Source organism: Lachnoclostridium sp. An14, assembly GCF_002160755.1.
Classification (GTDB): Bacteria; Bacillota; Clostridia; order Lachnospirales; family Lachnospiraceae; genus Lachnoclostridium_A.
The window spans coordinates 41,153-61,407 of the sequence record NZ_NFLE01000014.1 but is presented as its reverse complement, the minus strand read 5'-3'; the positions used below and the strand labels follow the sequence as shown (position 1 = coordinate 61,407).

At 58.6% G+C, this 20,255-nt stretch carries 14 protein-coding genes and 1 other annotated feature; of the genes, 5 read left to right on the top strand and 9 right to left on the bottom strand.

What is annotated here, in order from left to right; translation table 11 throughout:
- Positions 1–169: 169 nt before the first annotated feature.
- Positions 170–1,141 carry a LysR family transcriptional regulator gene (locus tag B5E84_RS09835; protein ID WP_087222205.1) on the top strand — a complete coding sequence of 324 codons (972 nt, stop codon included), beginning with the start codon at positions 170–172 and terminating at the stop codon, positions 1,139–1,141.
- Between the two features lie 638 nt (positions 1,142–1,779).
- Here B5E84_RS09835 and ilvA read toward each other — a convergent pair.
- On the bottom strand, positions 1,780–2,994 hold the full coding sequence (gene ilvA, locus B5E84_RS09830) for a threonine ammonia-lyase (protein WP_242963337.1): 1,215 nt from the start codon (positions 2,992–2,994) through the stop codon (positions 1,780–1,782).
- A gap of 88 nt (positions 2,995–3,082) precedes the next feature.
- On the opposite strand from ilvA, the gene B5E84_RS09825 reads away from it, so the two are divergent.
- Positions 3,083–4,264, top strand: a complete 1,182-nt coding sequence (locus tag B5E84_RS09825) for an ATP-binding protein (protein ID WP_087222202.1) — start codon at positions 3,083–3,085, stop codon at positions 4,262–4,264.
- A gap of 87 nt (positions 4,265–4,351) precedes the next feature.
- Here the strand turns inward: B5E84_RS09825 and ilvC are convergent, their stop codons facing one another.
- The 7 genes from ilvC to B5E84_RS09790 form a co-directional block, all read right to left on the bottom strand.
- Positions 4,352–5,350, bottom strand: a complete 999-nt coding sequence (gene ilvC, locus B5E84_RS09820; protein ID WP_087222200.1) for a ketol-acid reductoisomerase — start codon at positions 5,348–5,350, stop codon at positions 4,352–4,354.
- A 129-nt stretch (positions 5,351–5,479) separates the two neighbouring features.
- Positions 5,480–5,992 carry an acetolactate synthase small subunit gene (gene ilvN / locus B5E84_RS09815; RefSeq protein ID WP_087222198.1) on the bottom strand — a complete coding sequence of 171 codons (513 nt, stop codon included), beginning with the start codon at positions 5,990–5,992 and terminating at the stop codon, positions 5,480–5,482.
- A gap of 26 nt (positions 5,993–6,018) precedes the next feature.
- Entirely contained in the window at positions 6,019–7,683 is a 1,665-nt protein-coding gene (gene ilvB, locus B5E84_RS09810; protein ID WP_087222196.1) for a biosynthetic-type acetolactate synthase large subunit, read from the bottom strand.
- 24 nt (positions 7,684–7,707) lie between these two features.
- Positions 7,708–9,366: a dihydroxy-acid dehydratase gene (ilvD, locus tag B5E84_RS09805; RefSeq protein WP_087222194.1), complete on the bottom strand. Its 1,659-nt coding sequence runs from the start codon at positions 9,364–9,366 to the stop codon at positions 7,708–7,710.
- 399 nt (positions 9,367–9,765) lie between these two features.
- Positions 9,766–10,033, bottom strand: a binding site (T-box leader).
- Positions 10,034–10,104: 71 nt separating this feature from the next.
- Positions 10,105–10,920, bottom strand: coding sequence for a hypothetical protein (locus B5E84_RS09800; RefSeq protein ID WP_087222192.1), 816 nt, complete (start codon positions 10,918–10,920; stop codon positions 10,105–10,107).
- Positions 10,917–12,140 (bottom strand): DUF5716 family protein, encoded by a 1,224-nt coding sequence (locus tag B5E84_RS09795; protein WP_087222190.1) that lies wholly within the window; start codon positions 12,138–12,140, stop codon positions 10,917–10,919. Before B5E84_RS09795 ends, B5E84_RS09800 begins: the two co-directional genes overlap by 4 nt.
- Positions 12,141–12,162: 22 nt before the next feature.
- Positions 12,163–15,726 (bottom strand): DUF5717 family protein, encoded by a 3,564-nt coding sequence (locus tag B5E84_RS09790; RefSeq protein WP_087222188.1) that lies wholly within the window; start codon positions 15,724–15,726, stop codon positions 12,163–12,165.
- A gap of 338 nt (positions 15,727–16,064) precedes the next feature.
- On the opposite strand from B5E84_RS09790, the gene B5E84_RS09785 reads away from it, so the two are divergent.
- From B5E84_RS09785 to B5E84_RS09775, 3 genes are read left to right on the top strand one after another with little or no spacing between them, the layout of a single operon-like run.
- Complete coding sequence (locus B5E84_RS09785; protein WP_087222186.1) at positions 16,065–17,213, top strand: NAD(P)-dependent malic enzyme; 1,149 nt, start codon at positions 16,065–16,067, stop codon at positions 17,211–17,213.
- Between the two features lie 9 nt (positions 17,214–17,222).
- Positions 17,223–17,747: a DUF4364 family protein gene (locus tag B5E84_RS09780; RefSeq protein WP_087222184.1), complete on the top strand. Its 525-nt coding sequence runs from the start codon at positions 17,223–17,225 to the stop codon at positions 17,745–17,747.
- An 11-nt stretch (positions 17,748–17,758) separates the two neighbouring features.
- Complete coding sequence (locus B5E84_RS09775) at positions 17,759–18,196, top strand: hypothetical protein (protein WP_087222182.1); 438 nt, start codon at positions 17,759–17,761, stop codon at positions 18,194–18,196.
- A 158-nt stretch (positions 18,197–18,354) separates the two neighbouring features.
- On the opposite strand, the gene B5E84_RS09770 is transcribed toward B5E84_RS09775, so the two are convergent.
- Entirely contained in the window at positions 18,355–20,220 is a 1,866-nt protein-coding gene (locus B5E84_RS09770) for an ADP-ribosylglycohydrolase family protein (RefSeq protein WP_162612839.1), read from the bottom strand.
- Positions 20,221–20,255: the final 35 nt, after the last annotated feature.

The following is a 20,255-nucleotide window of genomic DNA, read 5'->3' as shown; positions in this document are numbered from 1 at the left end:
TTCTTTTACTTGTAAGATTTTTTCAATTTCAGTCCGGATCTGATCTTTATATGGATAGATTACACGAAAATCTCTCTGCCGTCCAATATCAAAGCTTTACTTTTTGATAACCTTTTGTTATCATATAATCATACGAGATCAAATTGCCGGAAAAAGGAGGAATCCGGATATGAATTTAAACAAATATACCTATGTCATCGCCGTGGCGGAGGCCCAGAATATGCGCAGGGCCGCGGAAATGCTCTACATCTCCCAGCCGGCCCTCACCAAATCCCTAAACCTTCTGGAGGAGGAGCTGGGGGTGAAACTCTTTGACCGCAACACCTCCCCCATCCGCCTCACCTACGCCGGAGAGCTGTTTGTGGAGGAGGCCCGCAAAATCCTGGATTTAAACCGTCATCTCATGGAGGAAATCACCCACATCGCCACCGTCCAGAAAAGCCGCCTGGTCCTGGGCATCCCCAGCGACCGCGGCTCCGTCTGGCTGCCCCATCTGATCCCCGCCTTCAGCCAGAAGTTTCCCCTCATCGACCTCCAGGTGGTGGAGGGAAACAACCAGGAGATCGAAACCTTCCTCTTAAACGGCGACGTGGATCTGGCCTTAAACACCCTTCCCTTCCATTCAGACCAGATCTCCTTTGAGGTGATCGCCGACGACCCCATTGTCATCGCCGCCGCGAAGGAACACCCCTTCTGCCAGGCCTTCGACCTGTGCCGCAACACTCTGCCCTCTCCCTATCTCATCCCGGCCCAGCTCCTGAAGGGCCAGAATTTCATCGCTCTGAAGAAGGGGACGGGCATCCGCCGGATCTCAGAGTATCTGTTTGAGCGCTACGGATTGGAATACACCTTCAGCCAGGAATTTCTCCGGCATGAGACGACGGTGCGGCTGGCGGCGGAGGGAGTGGGGCTGGTGATCACCCCGGCCCACACCGTCACCCGTACCGGCACGGCCGGCCGGCTGGCCTTTTTCTCCCTGGACCAGCCCGTCCTCTGCCGCAAGATCGTGTTCGCCCACTTAAAAAGCCGCGGCGTCAGCAGCCACGGCCGGTTTCTCATCCAGCTAGCAAAGGATCTGACCGTCCGGATCCCCGGCCTGGTCTCCGGGCCTGTGCTTCCCGTTCTGCCCCTTTACCGGTGAGCGAGATGTCCCCTTCCCATGGGCGAAAGCTCTGCCAGGCCGCAGCCGGTTGACGGGCTGTTTTAAAACGGTGTTTGGAAAACATACGAGTTGTCATACGAGCTGAGGAATCGAATTTTCTTGCACTGCATTGCCAGATATGCTATATTGATAACAGAAAGGGGAAAGCCAGAGACACACGGCCTACCCTTGAATGATTAAAGCTAAATGTTTTTCAACATCAGCCGTCACTATTGGGAGTAGTGGCGGCTATTTTCTTCCCCGAAAAATTGTATAACACAATCCCACGAGGGCTACAATGAATATCCCTATCTGAACCAGGTCCTGATATGTAACATACATTGGCATCGCCCCCCTTTCTTTCGTCCGGAGGGTTCGCCCCTCCGATTGTGGGAGGGCAGGCCGCCTCTATGTGCTCTGACTTTCCGTATCGCCAGTATAGCATATGCGTTTCCGGTTCACAATCTCATTTTCTGATTTTATAATTCCTATTGTGCTGGCTGGACCCGTTTCCCGATATGTTGCCACCCCAGCCCCCTGCTTTCCCAACCAACCGCCCATCTCCGCACAAAAAGAAAACGGACTCCGCAGAGTCCGCAATCCATACTATGCTACTATACTCAAATCCCAATTTCCCCTTATGTATTGGAAATCAGCTGGAATCCTGCCTTCACAAGCTCTCTCTTGATCTCCTCCACCTGCTCCTTGTCCCTGGTTTCCATGCTCACCGTCAGGTAGCAGCTGGTGATGGCCATGTTGGTATCGCTCTGGTTGTGATGCACCCGCACCACGTTTCCGCCGCAACGGCTGATGATCTCGCTCACGTCCTTGAGCTGTCCCGGCTTATCCTCCAGCTGCAGGGTCAGAGTGCTGTTTCTGCCCGCCATCACCAGGCCGCGGGTGATGACCCGGCTTAAGATATTCACGTCGATATTTCCACCGGACAGGAGGCAGACTACCTTTTTCCCGGCCAGATCCACCTTTCCGAACATGGCGGCCGCCACAGCTACCGCCCCGGCGCCCTCTGTCACCAGTTTCTGTTTCTCCATCAGGGCCAGCACGGCGCAGGCCGTCTCGTCGTCTGTCACCGTCACCACCCCGTCCACATACCGGCTCACCAGGTCAAAAGTGAGATCCCCCGGATGTTTCACGGCAATTCCGTCCGCGAAGGTGGAAACCGATCCCAGGGTGATGGCCTCCTTCTTCTCCAGGGACTCCTTCATGCTGGGGGCGCCGGCCGCCTGAACGCCGTAGACCTTGCACTCCGGATGAAGCTTTTTGATGGCGAAGGCCACGCCGCTGATGAGTCCGCCGCCGCCCACCGGCACTAACACCACGTCCACGTCCGGCATCTGATCCAAAATCTCCAGGCCGATGGTCCCCTGTCCGGCGATCACCGCCGGGTCGTTGAAGGGATGGATAAAGGTGTAGCCTTCCTTTTCCTGGAGCTCACAGGCATAGTCGTAAGCGTCATCGTAGGCTCCCTTCACCAGGCACACCTTCGCGCCGTAGGACTTCGTGGCCTCCACCTTGCTGATGGGGGCGCCGTCCGGCATACAGATCACGCAGGGAATCCCGTTCTGCTTGGCTGACAGGGCCACGCCCTGGGCGTGGTTTCCGGCGCTGCTGGCGATCACGCCCTTCGCCTTCTCCTCCTCCGTCAGCTGGCTCATTTTGTAGTACGCCCCCCGCACCTTAAAGCTGCCGGTCACCTGGAGGTTTTCTGTCTTTAAATAAATATCGCTGCCGGGGCAGAGCCCCACCGCCTTTATGAGATCGGTCCTGCGCGCCACGGATTTCAGCACGTAGGCCGCGTGATAGATCTTATCCAACGTCAGATTGTCCATCGTCATCCTTCCTCTCTTTCCTGTTTCCCTTGCATCTCCCCCGTCAAACCGTTATACTGATAGCAGCACAATTCGACACAGGAGGTATTCAAATATGGAATCCACACATACGCTTTCTTCCGGCCTTCACAGCCTGGTGATCTTCCGGAATCTGTTAAACGACCCTGTCATCTCCCGTCTCCTGGCCCTGCTGGACACGGATCCGTCCTCCGGCGCCCCCTTTGTGGACGCCTACTGCGAGTTCGCCTCCGCCCTCCTGGCCAGAACCGACGATTTCAGCCAGTATCTTCTCGGCGCCGCCCTGGAGGACGAAAATTTTTACGTCACGGGAGCCGGTTCCAGAACATCCGGCCTTTTAGATTCCCGTCTGGAAACGGAGCTGAAATTCCTCCAGCGCCTCTCCCAGTTTGACGGCTCCGGCTGCCGGTCCGCGGCTCCGGACGGCGCCCTTCTTCCCGTCTGGACCACCTCTCCTCAGGACTTTGTGGCGGCCTACCGGGAAACCCTGGAAAACCTCCCCCAGAAGGGCTACGGCATCTACGCCAAATATCACGTATTCACCGTGTCTGACGGCCGCCTGGTGCCCGTCCGCCATCCCGACCCCCAGCGTCTCTCCCAGCTCTCCGGCTATGAAGCGGAGCGGGGAAAGGTCATTGCTAACACCCTGGCCCTGCTGGAAGGCCGTCCCGCAGTAAACGCCCTGCTCTACGGCGACGCCGGCACAGGAAAGAGCAGCACCGTAAAGGCCATTGCCAACGAGTACGCTCACCGGGGCCTGCGCCTCATTGAGGTGAAGAAAAACCAGCTCTACCAGATCCCGGACCTGATGGATTCCTTAAGCGCTAACCCGCTGAAATTCATCCTGTTCATCGACGATTTGAGTTTCTCCTCCAATGACAACGACTTCGCCGCCTTAAAGGCCATCCTGGAGGGCAGCGTCAGCAGCCACGGCCCCAACCTGGTGGTCTACGCCACCTCCAACCGCCGCCATCTCATCAAAGAGAGTTTTGCGGACCGAGAGGGAGACGACCTCCATTTAGCCGACACCATGCAGGAGCTTTTAAGCCTCTCCGCCCGGTTTGGCCTCACTGTCACCTTCTCCCGGCCGGATAAGGACCTCTATCTCCAGATCGTGGAGGATCTGGCGGCTCTCTACGAGCTCTCCATCGACCGGGACGAGCTGATCCGCAAGGCGGAAAGCTTTGCCATCCGCAGCGGCGGCCGCAGCCCCCGCACGGCAAAACAGCTCATCGAGCAGTTAAAATCCCTGGGCTGACCGCCGGCCCGCCGGAGCCATTTTCATCAAAATCAGACAAAAGGGGCAGAGGACGAACTCCCGCCCTCTGCCCCGATCCGTCTCGTCTTACTTTAACCAGCTCATCATCTTTCTAAGCTCAGCTCCCACTTTCTCCAGCAGGTGCTCATTCTCCATTCTGCGGCGAGCCAGGAATTTCACCTTCCGTCCGCCGGCCGGGGAGAACTCGGTCATAAACTCGCTGGCGAAGGTGCCGTCCTGAATCTCCGTGAGAACCTTCTTCATTTCCTTTCTCGTCTCGTCGGTGATCAGTCTCTTGCCGGTGCGGTAGTCACCGTACTCCGCCGTGTTGGAAATGGAGTATCTCATCATGCCGAAACCGCCCTTGTTGATCAGGTCCACGATCAGTTTCATCTCATGGATACACTCAAAATATGCCATCTCCGGCTCGTATCCGGCCTCCACCAGAGTCTCGAAACCAGCCTTCATAAGCTCCGTCACACCGCCGCAGAGCACTGCCTGCTCGCCAAAGAGGTCGGTCTCCGTCTCCTCCTTAAAGGTGGTCTCCAGAATGCCGGCTCTGCCCGCTCCGATCCCGGACGCGTAAGCTAAGGCCGTATCCTTTGCCCGTCCCGTGAAATCCTGATAAATGGCGATCAGGCTGGGAACGCCCTGGCCCTCGGTGTAGGTGCTTCTCACCACGTGGCCCGGTCCCTTGGGAGCTACCATGATCACATCTATGTTCTTTGCCGGGGTCACCAGTTTGTAGTGGATGTTGAACCCGTGGGCGAACATTAAGGTATTGCCCTCCTCCATGTAGGGAGCTACCTGGCTGTTGTAAATGTCAGCGGAGATCTCGTCGGGAACCAGCATCATCACCACGTCCGCGGCCTTGGCAGCCTCGGAAACCTCCATTACCGTAAGGCCGGCAGCCTCTGCCTTTGCCCAGCTGGCGGAATCCTTTCTTAAGCCTACGATTACGTCCACGCCGCTCTCATGCAGGTTCAGGGCGTGAGCGTGTCCCTGGCTGCCGTAACCCATGATGGCTACCTTCCGTCCGTCCAATACCCCTAAGTTGCAGTCTCCGTCATAATATTTCTTTACCATAGCTCTCATTCTCCTTTTCTTTTTTCGTTTTGCGTCCGCAGGTTTCCGCCTGTGGCCGTCCCCTGTCCCGCCGCATTTATCTGCACTCCAGGGCATATCCGCCCTGGAAAACGCATCCGCTGTCTGCCGTTAAATATTTAATCCCCCGTGGTAAATGGTCTCCTGACCGCCCCGCTCCAGGGCTGTGATCCCCGTCCGGCACATTTCCAGGATCCGGTAGCTGGAGAGGATCTTTAAAAACGCGTCGATCTTTTCCGGCTCGCCGGTGAGCTCCATCACCATGCTGTCCACGGAAAGGTCGATGATCTTCGCCTTGTAAATCCCGGCGATCTCCCGGATGGGGGAACGGGTCTTCTCATCTGCCGACACCTTTACCAGCAGAAGCTCCCGGAACAGGCTGTTTTCCCGGTGGAGCACGAAAATGTCCCTGGTCTCCTCCAGTCTGGCCGTCTGCTTGATGATCTGCTCCAGGGAATCATCGTCCGCCTGCACCACTACGGTAATCCGGGAAATTCCAGGATCGCTGGTGGCGGAAACGGTCAGGCTGTCAATGTTAAACCCGCGGCGTCCAAACATGGATGATACTCTGGTCAGCACGCCCGCGTGGTTGTCTACCAATATGCTAATGACCTCTCTTGCCATATGGCTGTCCTCCTTCTCTCTCCGTCTTAGTTGAGCATAATGTCCTCTACGCTGGCTCCCGCCGGGATCATGGGAAGCACCTTCTCGTCCTTCTCGATCCGGCAGTCGATCCACACCGGGCCATTTTCCTTTAACGCCTGCTCCATGGCCGCCTCAAACTCCGCCAGGGTCTCACAGTGGAATCCCTTGGCTCCGAATCCTTCCGCCACCTTGGCGAAATTCGTCTTTCTGTGGGGATCGGTGCTGGAATAGCGCATTCCGTAGAAGGCCGTCTGCCACTGGCGTACCATTCCCAGTACCTGGTTATTCATAATCACTGTGATAATGGGCAGGTTGTAGCTCACCGCCGTGCAGGCCTCGTTCATATTCATATGGAAAGAACCGTCTCCGGTGATATGGATCACCCGGCGCTCTCCCTTACATCCAAAGGTGGCTCCGATGGCCGCCCCGTAGCCGTAGCCCATGGTTCCCAGGCCGCCGCTGGTGAGGAAACTTCTGGGGCTTACGTGGCGCAGGTACTGGGCCGCCCACATCTGGTGCTGGCCTACGTCCGTCACGTAGATGGCGTCCTCTCCGGCCATCCGGCAGAGGCTCCTCATAAGCTGGTGGGGACGGATCACGCTGTCGTCGTCCACCGGCTGGTAGTCCGCCTTTTTCTGCTCGTTGATCCACTTCATCCACTCCTCGTGGCGGGTCTCCTTCACGTAGGGGAGCATGGCCCTCAGCACATCCCCGGCGTCTCCCACCAGGCTGTAATCCACTCTCACGTTTTTATTCACCTCGCTGGGGTCGATGTCAATGTGCACCAGCTTGGCGTTTCTGGCGAATTTATTGGTGTCGGAGGCTACCCGGTCGTCAAATCTGGTTCCAAAGGCCAGCACCAGATCCGCCTGGTCCACCGCGATGTTGCTCACCAGGCCGCCGTGCATTCCCAAAAGGCCCAGGTTGTGGGGATCCTCATATCCCACCACGCCGGCTGCCATCAGGGTGTAGGCCGCCGGGATGTCCGCCTTCTCGATCAGCTCTCTCAGCTGTTCTCCCGCTCCCGATGCCACCACGCCGCCGCCGAAGTAGATCACCGGCCGTTCAGAGGCATTTAAGGCCTCCGCCACCTGACGGATCTCCTCGTCGGGGATGTTGGTCACGTAGCCGTACCGGCCTGCCGGCTTTCTCTCAAACTCCGCCAAAGCCGCCGTCACATCCTTCGGCACATCCACCAGAACCGGGCCCTTTCTGCCGCTCTGGGCGATGCGGAAGGCATCCCGCAGAGTGTCCGCCAGATCGTCCACGTTGCGCACGGTGTAGTTGTGTTTTGTGATGGGCATGGTGATTCCGGTGATAAATACCTCCTGGAAACTGTCCTTTCCGATCAGGTCCGTTCCCACGTTTCCGGTGATGGCTACCATGGGGATGCTGTCCATATAGGCGGTGGCGATACCGGTCACCAGGTTGGTAGCTCCCGGGCCGCTGGTGGAGAGCACCACTCCCGTCCGGCCCGTCAGCCTGGCGTATCCATCCGCCGCGTGGGCCGCCCCCTGCTCGTGGGCCGTCATCACGTGACGGATCTGATCGCTGTATTTGTAAAGTGCATCATATATATTCAGTACGGCTCCTCCGGGGTAGCCAAAGATGGTGTCTACTCCCTGCTCAATGAGCACCTCGGCGATAATGTCCGCTCCTGTCAATTTCATTCTGTAACCTTCCCCTTTCTACTTTTACTTTAAAACCGCCCCCGTATTGGCGCTGCTCACCAGTCTGGCGTACCGTCCCAGCCATCCGGCGGTCTCCTTGGGAGCCGGCGCCTTCCAGGCCGCCCGTCTCGCCTCCAGCTCCGCCTCGTCCACCAGGACGTTTAATTTTCCTTCCGGAATGTTGATGGAAATGGTGTCTCCCTCCTGCACCAGGGCGATGGCTCCGCCCTCTGCCGCCTCCGGGCTCACATGGCCAATGGAGGCTCCTCTGGAGGCTCCGGAGAACCGTCCGTCGGTGATCAGGGCCACCGATTTATCCAGTTTCATCCCCGCCAGGGCGCTGGTGGGATTTAACATCTCCCGCATTCCAGGGCCGCCCTTGGGGCCTTCGTAGCGGATCACCACCACGTCTCCCGGCTTGATCTGGCCGGCGTAGATGGCCTCGATGGCCTCCTCCTCACCGTCAAACACCCGGGCCGGGCCCTGGTGCACCAGCATCTCGTCGGCTACGGCGCTTCTCTTGACCACGCAGCCGTCCTTTGCGATATTGCCCCACAGTACGGCAATGCCGCCGGTTTTGCTGTAGGGGTTATCCATGGGGCGGATGGACTCCGGATCCCGGTTCACCGCTCCCTCTAAGTTTTCTCCCACCGTCTTTCCCGTCACAGTCATGAGAGAGGTATGTAACAGGCCGCCGTCCGCCAGCTGTTTCATCACCGCCTGCACGCCGCCGGCCTCGTAGAGGTCCTCGATGTGGGTGGGGCCGGCCGGAGCCAGATGGCAGTAGTTGGGGGTTCTGGAGCTTACCTTGTTGATGGTCTCCAGATCCATGGGAACTCCGGCCTCGTTGGCGATGGCCAGGAGGTGGAGCACGCTGTTGGTGCTGCAGCCTAAGGCCATATCTGTGGCCAGGGCGTTCTCAAAGGCCTCCGGCGTCAGGATGTCTCTCGGTTTCACGTCGTTTTTCACCAGATCCATCACCTTCATGCCGGCGTGCTTTGCCAGCTGGAGCCTGGCGGCGTACACCGCCGGGATGGTGCCGTTTCCAGGGAGAGCCATGCCGATGGCCTCGGATAAGCAGTTCATGCTGTTGGCCGTGTACATTCCGGCGCAGCTGCCGCAGCCGGGACAGGTGTGCTGGGTATAATCATCCAGGGTCTCCTGGTCGATCAGTCCCGCCTTAAAGCCGCCTACCGCCTCAAACATCTGAGACAGGCTCACTTTCCGCTTTCCCTGCCGTCCCGCCAGCATGGGGCCGCCGCTGACTACGATAGAGGGGATATTCAGTCTGGCCGCCGCCATGAGCATGGCCGGCACGATCTTGTCACAGTTGGGAACCAGCACCAGGCCGTCAAAGCAGTGGGCCTGCGCCATGGTCTCGATGGAGTCGCAGATCAGCTCTCTGCTGGGAAGGGAGTATTTCATTCCCTTATGTCCCATGGCAATTCCGTCGCAGACGCCGATGGCGGGAACCAGAACCGGGGTTCCCCCTGCCAGGCGGACGCCGTCCTTGGCCGCCTGGGCCACTTTATCCAGGTGCATATGCCCCGGAACGATCTCGCTGTAGGCGCTGACCACGCCGATCAGCGGTCTCTCCAGCTCCTCGTCTGTATATCCCAACGCGTAAAACAGGCTTCTGTTCGGAGTTCTCTCCGGACCCTTCTTCACGTTATCGCTTCTCATTCTTCATATCCTCCTCATACCATATTTTCTTTCACAAACGCACCGCGGACAAAAACGCAGGTGTTCCTCAGACAAAGCAAACTGTATCCGCCAGACGTACACTCCCATTGCGGCTCACCCATCCCCCAGGATTTTCCCTAAGATGGAATGCTCTTATGGGCAGCTATTTCATTTTGTGAAAAACGCCTGCCCGCCGAATGTTTGCCCTTCCGCGCAGGGGTCTGCGGTTTCAGCCGGATACCTGCCGGATTGCTCCCTGCTGTACACTCCCGCCGGAGCGCGGCTGCGTCAGCAGCCATTTTCCTTTGCGCGGAGTGTGCCTCCTTGCGGAGCATTGTTCTTTAACAGGAAACAAAGTTTCCTGTTAAAAAATGAAAAAAGCCTTCGTCTCTTATTATGCTAAGAGACAAAGGCTTATACTTCCTCTGCGGTACCACTCTTTTTGCCTGCCGGGCGGCAGACCACTCACTCCCTACCTCCCGCTGGCGTCAGGCCGCGTTTTAGTATGGAAACACGGTAACGGGTGTCGGCCGTCCCCACCTACTCTCCAACGATTTCAACGGGCTGCTCAGAGGTGACTTTCATCAGGAACCGGTACCGCCTCGCAGCTCACGGCGGCTCTCTGAAACCAAATTGTCTGACTACTTCTCCTCGTCATCGCTTTTCACTGATTCTGTGTGTTTTGTGATTAATTGTTCTCTATTATACACGGTTCCCAAAAATTTGCAATACCTTTTTTTAAAAAACAGAGCTGCGGTACTCCTGTTTCCAGCGGGTCACCAGCTCCGCCGCGCCGGCGTCCCGTTTCTCCTCCTCCTGGCCAAACAGCTGCTCCAGCTTGAGGATTTCCCTGGACTGGGCGGCCTTTTCCTGAGCCGCGTCCGCCTCCCTTTCCCAGGCTTTCCGCGTTTCTTCCTTCACGGCGGACAGGGGGCCTTCCAGCTGCTCCAGCTGGGGATTGAAACGGGTGAGGAAATACATCCGTTTCACCATGGCCTCCTCTCCCAGGCAGCCGTAGGCCTTCTCAAAGGCGTGATAGGCCTTGGCCGTCTGAAACAGCCTGGCGTAGGCGGCGCCCAGATTGTTCCACACCCGGCCCAAAAAGGCATCGTCCACCACCTGGTCCTTTGGGGACTCCGTCAGGCCCTCGTAAATCTCCACGGCCCTTCCGTACTGGCGGATGCCAAATAAGTAGTCCGCCCGCTCCTTTTTGTACTCCGCCGGGTGTTTTTTCCGCAGGGCGGCCACCTGCTGGCGGTACTGGTTCACCTCCGCCGGGCCGTAATAAAAGCACTCCGCCAGAATGGAAAACAGCATCTCGTCCGGGTTTTCCCCGCTGGCCTTCCACTTCTCCAGCTTTCCCGCCAGAAAGCCCATATTCAGCTCATCCCTGATAAACTCCAACAGCCCCTCGTCCACAAAATCCTCCATCACCAAAAAAGGGTGATGGTAGATCACGTAGCACAGCTCCTGGGAGGAGTACAGATGGAGGTCCAACGCCTCCACGTAATAGGGGCATTTCACCGGCTCCTGCCGGCACAACAGTAAGCTCATATCGTAACCTCTTGGCGCACTACGGCGTCCGTAGCGGGAAACAGCTCCCCGAATCCTTTGTCCCGGATGGCCACCGCCATGGTATTTTCATCCAGAAATCCCACAGTGACCGCCAGCCGGGTAGTCCGCTCCGGCCGCTCCGGAAATCCCTCCAGAGGGATCCGCACCGTCCGTTTCTTCTTCACGTCCAGGGGAGTGATGGCAAAATCCACGTAATCTTGGCCGTCCGCGATCAGCTCCACGCTGGTCTTTGCCTCATACCAGCTGTCCCCGGCAGAGGCCATCACCAGCTGGATCTCCCTGTCCTTCTGGCGCACCGCCATGGACACGGTGGCTTTCAGCCGCCCCTCGCAGATGCAGGCAAAGGGGTAAGCCGTCTTCGGCCGCAGGCGGTCGGCGGCATGGTAGGCCGCACCCCTGGCAAAGAGATCCGCCTCCCCGTACACTCTCCGCTTGGAACAGATCAGTTTCCTAAATCCGTCCGCCCAGTCCAGATTGTCAAAGCCCTTTCCCGTGAGGAATACGGCGGAGTACAGTTTCTTCTGCAGCAGCCGCTCCCCGCAGGAGCAGAGGATCCGGTCCGCCATTTTCCCTCCGGCGGCGTTTTCCAGGATGTCCAGATTGAAGGATTCCTCCATCTCCTGGCCCTCCGCCTGGACCACCATCCGTTTCATCCCCCGCTGCACTTTCAGCTCGTGGTAGGAAAGACCCTCGTCAGATAAGTCAAACAGGCCCACCTGGGTGGCCCAGATCTCCTTTTTCTGGCTCATCACGTAGTAGACAAAGCTCTCCGTATGGCTGATCACATGGAGGCGCTGCCTGGAAAGGCGCAGGCCGTCAGCGCAGGTGAGGAGCACGTCCATGAGGCGCCCTTCCGCCCTGGGAAGGGAAACGGTCAGCTGGGCGATGCCCTCCTGGCCGTACTCCTCCTTCGGCAGCCGCAGCACCCGCTCCAGGAATTTCTCCAAAAGCTGGGCCGCTCCGTATTTCACGCCCTCAATGGTGGCCGTACCGTCCTTCATCACCAGGCTGATCAGCTTGTCCACCATGATGCCGGTCCCCGTGAGAACCAGGCCGTAGGCTTCCTTCCCCACGTACCACTCATCCGTCTGCTTTTTCTTGCAGATCACCGTGGGGACCGTCCACGATTGTTCCTCCTCCCCGCAGCAGACCTTTGTATAGGTGTCGCACAGGTCCATGCCGATTACCAGCTCATCCATTCCTTCCATCTCCTCCAGCCGGTCACATCAGGTCAAACATTTCTTCCACAGTTCCGGTCTTTATCAAATAGTCTCTCATTTCTCGTTTCAGCCCGTCCATATCACCGTCCGCCAGGCAGACGCCCATACGGTTTAAACTGGAAAAACGGCTGCCGCCGCCTTTTCCCGCCGCGGCGTCGATCTTTCCCTTCTGGCGCAGCTCCCTGCCGCGCTGTCCGTCGTCGTAGATCTCGTACTCCAGGACCTCCCCGTCAAACAGCACCGCCTGTTTCACAAAGATCCCCTGGTATACCCGTCTCATCCCGTCGCTCTTAAACTCCGTCTCTCCCGGCAGCACCCGGAAACGGATCACCGGCCGGGAGTCCTTCCTGCCGTTATACTGGACCATCACCTTGGTGGTAATGTCCTCCGGCAGAGGAATGCGGCCGGACAGCTCCTGCATATAGGGGAAGGCCATTCCCGCCCGCAGGAGGATGTCCATCAGCGTCCGGCAGAGGGCTGTCTGCTCCTTTGTGAGCGCCGGACAGGACGCGTAATATTTTGTCAAGGCCAATAAGTATACCACAGGTACCTTATCCTTTTCAAGACTTCCCTGCACAACTTCTTCCAAATAATCGCAGACCCGCCGCGACAGGGGTGCGCGGCCCGCGAAATACTCCAGGCTCCGCAGGGTGAAAAAGGCCTTGACCAGGCTCTCCGACACCCGTTTCCGCTCCGCGTAAAGCTCAAATACCCGGTCCATGTCCTTCGTCTGGGAGCAGAACAGCATCTGAGCCAGCAGCCGCTCCTCCAGGTCGTAGGTCTCCACCTGGGCCTTCACTCCCGCCTCCAGGATCTGGTACATGGTTTCCGTGGCCCCGTTGTAATGCTCGCAGAGGTAATCCAGCACCACGCTGTCCGCCTGCCCCTGGGAGAACACGTCCGCCGCCATCCGCAGCAACACCTCGTCGGCGTCAAAAAGGCTTTGAAGGATCATTTTTCCGCAGAGTCTGGCTAACAGTTCCACGTCCAGCTGCCCCCAGCCGTAGGTCTTTAAAATCTCGTAGCTTTCCAGATAGTAGCCCCGTTTAATAAACACCGCGGCCACACGCATCCGCTGACGTTTGGTCAGGGTTTCCTTATCCACCCGCAGCAGATACCCCAGCCCCCGCTCCATGCCGTCGGGAGCCGTATCCAGACGGTCGTAATAGGCGATGATCTTATCCAGGAGCAGACGCCGGTAGAGAGGACTTAAGCTGTCCTGCTCCAGGGCCTGCTCCAATACCGCGATGTCTGCCTCGCCGCCGATGCCGCTCCCCAAAATCTCCCGCACTTTGGCAAGGAGCAGCATGGGATGGGCCGGATACACCTCGAAACACCTGGTTTCCAGGTCCGGGCGGTTCATCACTCTGGTCTTTTCATAGGGCACGTTCATATAGCGCACGCCGGCGGCATCCTGGAACACCAGCACGCACTGGTCGGAAAACAGAGGCACGTAGGCCGCCCCGTCCTGGAGCTGGTAAATGTCCTCCCGGCTCAGCTCCTCGTGACAGATGATCACCTGTCTCATAACCGGGTTCTTGCACTGGATCCGGTAGGAGCGCAGCAGGGACGGCAGAATCCGGGCCACGGGAATATCAATCATGTCCCGGTACAGCATCCGCTCGTAGAGGACGGCCAGACGGCTGTCCACCCTGGCTGAAAACACCTGCTCCATGGTAAACTGCTCCATGTCCCGCTCATAGCTTTGATAAAGGGGATCCTCCTCCGGCAGGTACAGAAGGATGTTCCGGTACAGCTTGCTTTTTAACGTCCCGTCCATGTCCTTGGCATAGGAAAAGTACAAAAGCACTTCCTTGGGGAGCAGACGGCCGTAATCATCCGGCAGGGACGCCAGGTAATACTCGTAAAGCCGGGTGAGGCCAAGCCCCGCGTCCATTCCCTTCCCGTACCAGGAAAAGGCCTGGGCAGAGACGTCCTCCCCACGGATGAGCATGGCGCAGACTGCCGCCAAAAGCTCCTTCTTTTCGTAAGCGCCGTAAAGCTCCATGAGCAGGCGGCAGTACAGCCGGTGATAGCGCCCGGCGTCCGCGGCCAGATCCGCCACCCGGTCCGCCAGGGCCTCTCCCACCAGCCCCCGTTTTAAGCCCAGTCGCAGGGCGTGGATCACAAAGGCGTCCATCTCCCGCAGCAGGGACGGCTCTTTCTCCAACAGCCGGCAGGCCTCAATGTATAAAAAGGGGCTGGCGCAGCCGTTCCGGAAATACTCCCGCATCCACTCCAGCAGCACGCCCGGGTTGTCATACACGCTGGCGTCCAGCTTTAAAAGCAGCAGGAACAGGTAAAAATGACGGCCGGCACGGCCGGTGTAGGTGTGGAGCAGACGCACCAGCGATTCCAGCTGACCCGGTTTCTTCTCCACCTCCATGGTCAGATACTGATAAAAGCAGTAAAGCTCCGGATCCTCCTTTTGCCGCTCCCGGATCTGGTCCCGGCACTCCGCCAGGGCCGCTGCCGCCCGGTCTGTCTTTCCCGCCATCACTGCCGTCTCCGCCGCCAGAAGGTCCAGCACCGGCTCACTGCCGGCGGTGTCCCGTAGCCTTAAAAGCTCATTTCCCATCTCCTCCGCCAGGCGGGAGCGGTCTCCCCGGCCGGACTCCCAGTCCAGACGCAGGGCCAGATACCGCTGAAACTCCCGCCGCCTGGCGATCCGTTCCATCCCCTGCAGCTCCTCCTGCTCGTGGCCGTCCGCCACAATGTACACCCGGTACTCCCGGCGGGGGCTCTTTATGGTGATGGAGCCCAGGTTGCGGCCCCGGTGCATTTTATCCGGGTCCATGCGGTAGGTGAGCGCATACTCCCCGTTCTTAAAGTCCCGGTCTGTGAGCTTTTCCCTGGCCGCCTCCAGAAACTCCCCCTCCGTCTCGATGGAAAGTTTCACATAGCCCCAATTCTGCTTGCGGATCACCAGGGTGTCGTCAAACTCCCCCACGTGCTCCCCGTACCGTTTCGTTTCCTCTTTTACATGGATTTCCACCGCCGGTTTCATGTTCATGGCCACCAGAAACTCCTCCAGGGCCGCGAACCGGTCCCGGCCGCCCCGCAGGCCCTCATAGGCCGCCCTGGCCTTTAAGCCCTGCATAAACGGGGCGGACGGAAATTCCTGACACTCAAACAGGCGGGCCGCCAGCTCCATATTTTCCCGGGCCAGGCGGGCAAAGTCCGCCGGGCGCAAAAGCTTAGAGACAGCCCGGGCCGGGGCCCCGGCTTCCGCCCGGAATACGTAAGGGAGGCGAATCTCCCCGCCGTTGGTCACCAGGCAGAACTCCCCGCGGATCTCCTCCCCGTCGGAAAGCCGCTCTGAATCCACCTCGTAGGCCACCCGGCTGCGCAGCCCGCCGAAGGAATTGTCCGGGATCCGCACCCGTCCGTCTGTGGAGTATACCAGTCCCTTCACCATCAGCCCGTTGCCGCTGAGGACAAAAAATTCGCCCCGCGCAGGCTCCCCCGCACGGACCGCCTCGTCCACCGCCCCTGGTTTTAACACACATTCCGGGCTTTCCGTATCCACGATTCCCCTGGCAAGCCGGTTAATTCTCTCTCTCATCGTACCACCTGTTCCTGTCTTTTTCTGTCCGTTTTTGTCTCATCCATTCTAGCATATTTCTCCTTGATTTAAAACCCTAAACTTGCTATGATAGAAACAAAAGCAACCGTTTAGCCATGCCATTCATCATTTGACGGATTTTACAAACCGGCTAACGCGAAATGGTATTAGACGTCAAAGGATTCCCGTGGGGCGTCCGCCCTGCAGAGACATACGGAAAACACTGCTTAGCGAGCAAGCTCCCGGGCAGCATTTTGCCATATGGTTCTGCATAGCTGAACGGTTACCAAACGCGTAGCTTGCTGCGGGGGTTTTCATCCCGCGGATTGGAGGAATTTATGACAACCAACGAAAAGGCCCTGCTCCTTCACGAAAAATGGCAGGGAAAGCTGGAAACTGTTTCCAAGGCGAAAGTGGCCTCCAGGGAGGACCTGGCCCTGGCCTACACCCCCGGAGTGGCCGAGCCCTGCAAGGTAATCGCCAAAGACCGGGAAGCCGCCTATACCTATACCTGGAAATCCAACACCATCGCCGTAGTCTCCGACGGCAGCGCCGTCCTGGGACTGGGAAATATCGGCCCCTACGCCGCCATGCCTGTCATGGAGGGAAAGGCCGTCCTCTTTAAGGAATTCGGCGGTGTGAATGCCGTCCCCATCTGCCTGGACACCCAGGACACGGAGGAGATCATCAAAGCCGTCACCTATCTGGCTCCCGGCTTTGGTGGCATCAACCTGGAGGATATTTCCGCTCCCCGCTGCTTTGAGATCGAGGAGCGCTTAAAAGAGATCCTGGACATCCCTGTATTCCACGACGACCAGCATGGCACCGCCATCGTTGTCTTAGCCGGTGTCATCAACGCCCTCAAGGTGACGGGCAAGAAGAAGGAGGACTGCCGCGTGGTGGTAAACGGGGCCGGCAGCGCCGGAATCGCCATCTCCCGCCTGCTCCTCTCCTACGGCTTTGCCCACCTCACCCTCTGCGACCGGGCCGGAATCCTCTGCAAGGGCATGGAGGGCCTAAACTGGATGCAGGAAAAGATGATGGACGTGACCAACTTAGAGCACAGCACCGGCTCTCTGGCGGACGCCATAAAGGGAGCTGACATTTTCATCGGCGTCTCCGCCCCCGGCATCGTCACGGAGGAGATGGTGGCCGCCATGAACCGGGACGCCATTTTATTTGCCATGGCAAACCCCGTGCCGGAGATCATGCCGGATCTGGCAAAGGCGGCGGGCGCCAGGGTGGTAGGTACGGGACGCTCCGACTTCCCCAACCAGGTAAACAACGTGGTGGTGTTCCCCGGCATCTTTAAGGGCGCCCTGGAGGGACGGGCAAAAGCCATCACCGAGGAGATGAAACTGGCCGCCGCCGAGGCCATCGCAGGCCTGGTGGACGAGGCGGATTTAAACGAGGACAACATTCTGCCGGAGGCCTTCGACCCGCGGGTGGCAGATGTGGTCAGCAGAGCGGTGAAGGAACACATTTAGGAGCCGCTTATGTTGACAGACCCGATCACGCTCTATAAATTAATGGTGCTGTATATGCTGAAACAGGTGAATTTTCCCCTGACCAACTCCCAGCTCACCTCCTTTTTCCTGGACCATGAGTACACCACGTACTTCAGCCTCCAGCAGGCGTTAAATGAGCTTTTGGAGGCCGGGCTTTTAAAGAAGGAGGCCAGCCATAACAGCACCCGCTATGAAATCACCAGAGAGGGGGAGGAAACCCTCTCCTTCTTTGGCAAAAATATCAGTCCCACCATCACGGAGGACATGGATCAGTATCTGAAGGAAAACCGGTTCCGCCTCCGCAACGAGGTGAGCACCATCGCCGACTACTACAAGTCCACCAATCAGGACTACATTGTCCACTGCGAGGTGCGGGAAGGACGCGCGCCGGTCATCTCCCTGGATCTGTCAGTGCCGGACAAGGAGCAGGCGGAGGCCATGTGCAGCAAATGGAAGGGGAAAAATCAGGAGATTTACGCGTTTATCATGAAAACGCTGATGAGTATGTCTTAGGGGGGAACAGGATGAAGAAGGGATTTTACCAGGATTGGGAACGGGAGTGGCGAAAGCTGAAACGGATGCGCTTTTTTTATTTAGTGCTGCCGGTCTTTGTGACCATGCTGTCGGTGCGGATCATCCAGGTCTATTTCCATCTGAAACTGGAGCAGGTGAAAAAGCAGGCGGCGAGCTACCGCCGGGAGGCGATGCAGGACGCCGATGGCCAGGAAACGGCGGAAACAGGGGAAACGGCCGGTTCCGGGGCGCAGCCGCCTGCCGCTAACGAGGCCGGGAGCGAGGAAAAGGCAGCGCAGGCCAGCGAAGGCATCCCGATGGACGCGGCTAAAAAACCGGTTCCTGTCCCAGCGAAAAAGGCGGAAATGGAATTGTTCACGCCGGAGCCGGCCGGAGAGCCGGCGGATGCGGTGCCCGTTTCCTCCTGCACGGTGACGGAGGACGTTTAGCCAATTATCCTCAGACGCAGCCGGAGCTGCCTGGGCGGCAGAAAGGAAGGTTTCTGCTGTCCCGGCAGCTCCGGTTTTGTGTCGTAGAAAAAGGCGCTCCCTGTGGCCGGAAAGCCTCCGGCGGGATGGGCGCACTTTTTCATTTTCCTGTTTTATTCTCACTTTTTCGCCGGACTCCGGTACTTTCTATCCCACTCCGGCTCCTCTCCCGGCTTTGGCGGGCGGCATCCGGAGACCCGATACAGATCTTCCGCCATAGTTTCGATCACGTCCCGCAGCTCCAGATGATCCAGGGAAAAGGCCTGCTCCACCGCCTCTTTTCCCAGCCACGCCCCCAGGATGTTGCCGCAGATAGCCCCGGTGGAATCGCTGTCTCCCTTGTGGTTCACCGCCGCCCGGATGGCCGCGGCAAAATCGTCCTGGTAGCGCACCGCGCAGAACACGGCGATGGCCAGGGCCTCCTCCGCCACCCAGCCTTCTCCCAGGGCATGGATGGCGGCCAGATCGGAGAGCGAGTCCTCGTTGGCCAGCCAAATCGCCTGTTTCGTCAGCTTGTCGATTTTCCCCTCCGGATCCGCCTCCCTCGGCAGAGAAATCTTCATGCAGTCCTCCAGACGCTCATATTGCCGGTCCTGGACGGCACGGAACACACAGGCCGCCAGCCAGCCGGAGCTGCCCCAGGCCAGGGGATGGCCGTGGGTGAGGGCCGCGTCCTCGCAGGCCAGTTTCACGCAAAGGGATTCCGTCGGGTTCTCAGGATCCCCGTCTGCCACCAGACCGTAGGGGGCGGCCCGCATCACCGTTCCGCAGCCCTTGCTGTTATTTACCGGCTCCTCCATGGTTCCGCCGTCAGGGCTGTTGCGGATGGCGCTTAAGCAGGTGTTTCCGGGAGCGCGGCAGGCGTGGAGGCGGCTGTCGCTGTAAATCCACATTTTCGGCCCGTCCTGTTCCATCCGGGAGACATTCCCCTGGGTTCCCAGCCACTCCCGATAAGCCAGCCATACATCCGGCATTACTCCCCCTGCATGGACATGATTTTTGTAATACACTATGGCATTGGCGGCAAACAGGGTCATCTGGGTATCGTCGGAAATCACCGCCGGGTTTCCCGCCTGTTCCAGCGTCTGAATCCCGCTGGGACCGTACTGATCAAAAATCGCCGCCTCATTCTGAAATTCCACGGGATACCCCAGGGCGTCGCCCACCGCCCCGCCTAACAGGCAGCCGGTGAAACGGCTTTGCACCGAGGTTTTCGGCCTGGGGATCGCCGGCAGACCTTTCCCGTCTCCCCGCGTTCCGGGCATGGGGTCATCTCCTTCCCGTTCAAACCGGTTTTTCCCGCCATTCGTTTCCGGATCATCTGGATCCGGGAGCTGCTGCTGCCCGTTCTCCTGTTTCTCCCCCCAGGCAAGAAAAAACTCCAGATCCCAGCGCATTTCTTCTGGGCTCTGATACCGTTTGTTCCGGTCATACTCACAGGCCCGCAGGATGATCCGCGCCAGAGGCCCCCCGGCGCGGGTGGGCACAGGAAAAGACTCTCCGTTCATGCGGCGGGCAAAGGCATTTTCCTGATCCTGGCCGGTGACAGGCACTGGCGGCTCTGGCCAGAAGGGCAGGCGGCCGCCGTTTAGCAGCTGATACAGCACCAGGCCCAGGCTGTAGAGACCAGCGGTGGTGCTGTCGGGCCCGCCCTTCCACACCTCCGGCGCCATGTAGGCGGCAGCGGCAGCCTTACCCGCGGCTGTTTCCGCGCTTTCTGCGCTTTCCACGGCGGTGCCAGCTCCTCCCAGCTGAAACACGCCGTCCCTGGTGACATAGATGTTTTCCGGTCTCACGTCCCCGTGGAGAATGCCCTCCCTTTCGCGGGCCTCCAGCGCCCTGCACAGATCAATGGCCAGCTGGAGCACGTCATTTCCGTTAAATCCCGGCCTTTTTTGGTACTCCTCTAAAGGCGTCAGGGCCTCCGCCTGGACCGGCACGTCCCATCCTGCCTTCGGTTTCTTGTTTTTTCTCCCAAAAAGCATGGCTCTCCTCCTCGTCTGTATCCCAGGTTTTGTTT

Excerpts from the sequence above, each read along its gene's own strand:
- ilvD (WP_087222194.1), bottom strand. The coding sequence starts at position 9,366 with ATGAGAAGCGATAACGTGAAGAAGGGTCCGGAGAGAACTCCGAACAGA.
- B5E84_RS09785 (WP_087222186.1), top strand. The coding sequence starts at position 16,065 with ATGACAACCAACGAAAAGGCCCTGCTCCTTCACGAAAAATGGCAGGGA.
- B5E84_RS09790 (WP_087222188.1), bottom strand. The coding sequence starts at position 15,726 with ATGAGAGAGAGAATTAACCGGCTTGCCAGGGGAATCGTGGATACGGAA.
- ilvA (WP_242963337.1), bottom strand. The coding sequence starts at position 2,994 with ATGACGATGGACAATCTGACGTTGGATAAGATCTATCACGCGGCCTAC.
- B5E84_RS09795 (WP_087222190.1), bottom strand. The coding sequence starts at position 12,140 with ATGGATGAGCTGGTAATCGGCATGGACCTGTGCGACACCTATACAAAG.
- ilvN (WP_087222198.1), bottom strand. The coding sequence starts at position 5,992 with ATGGCAAGAGAGGTCATTAGCATATTGGTAGACAACCACGCGGGCGTG.
- ilvB (WP_087222196.1), bottom strand. The coding sequence starts at position 7,683 with ATGAAATTGACAGGAGCGGACATTATCGCCGAGGTGCTCATTGAGCAG.
- B5E84_RS09780 (WP_087222184.1), top strand. The coding sequence starts at position 17,223 with ATGTTGACAGACCCGATCACGCTCTATAAATTAATGGTGCTGTATATG.
- B5E84_RS09825 (WP_087222202.1), top strand. The coding sequence starts at position 3,083 with ATGGAATCCACACATACGCTTTCTTCCGGCCTTCACAGCCTGGTGATC.
- B5E84_RS09775 (WP_087222182.1), top strand. The coding sequence starts at position 17,759 with ATGAAGAAGGGATTTTACCAGGATTGGGAACGGGAGTGGCGAAAGCTG.
- B5E84_RS09835 (WP_087222205.1), top strand. The coding sequence starts at position 170 with ATGAATTTAAACAAATATACCTATGTCATCGCCGTGGCGGAGGCCCAG.
- ilvC (WP_087222200.1), bottom strand. The coding sequence starts at position 5,350 with ATGGTAAAGAAATATTATGACGGAGACTGCAACTTAGGGGTATTGGAC.
- B5E84_RS09800 (WP_087222192.1), bottom strand. The coding sequence starts at position 10,920 with ATGAGCTTACTGTTGTGCCGGCAGGAGCCGGTGAAATGCCCCTATTAC.
- B5E84_RS09770 (WP_162612839.1), bottom strand. The coding sequence starts at position 20,220 with ATGCTTTTTGGGAGAAAAAACAAGAAACCGAAGGCAGGATGGGACGTG.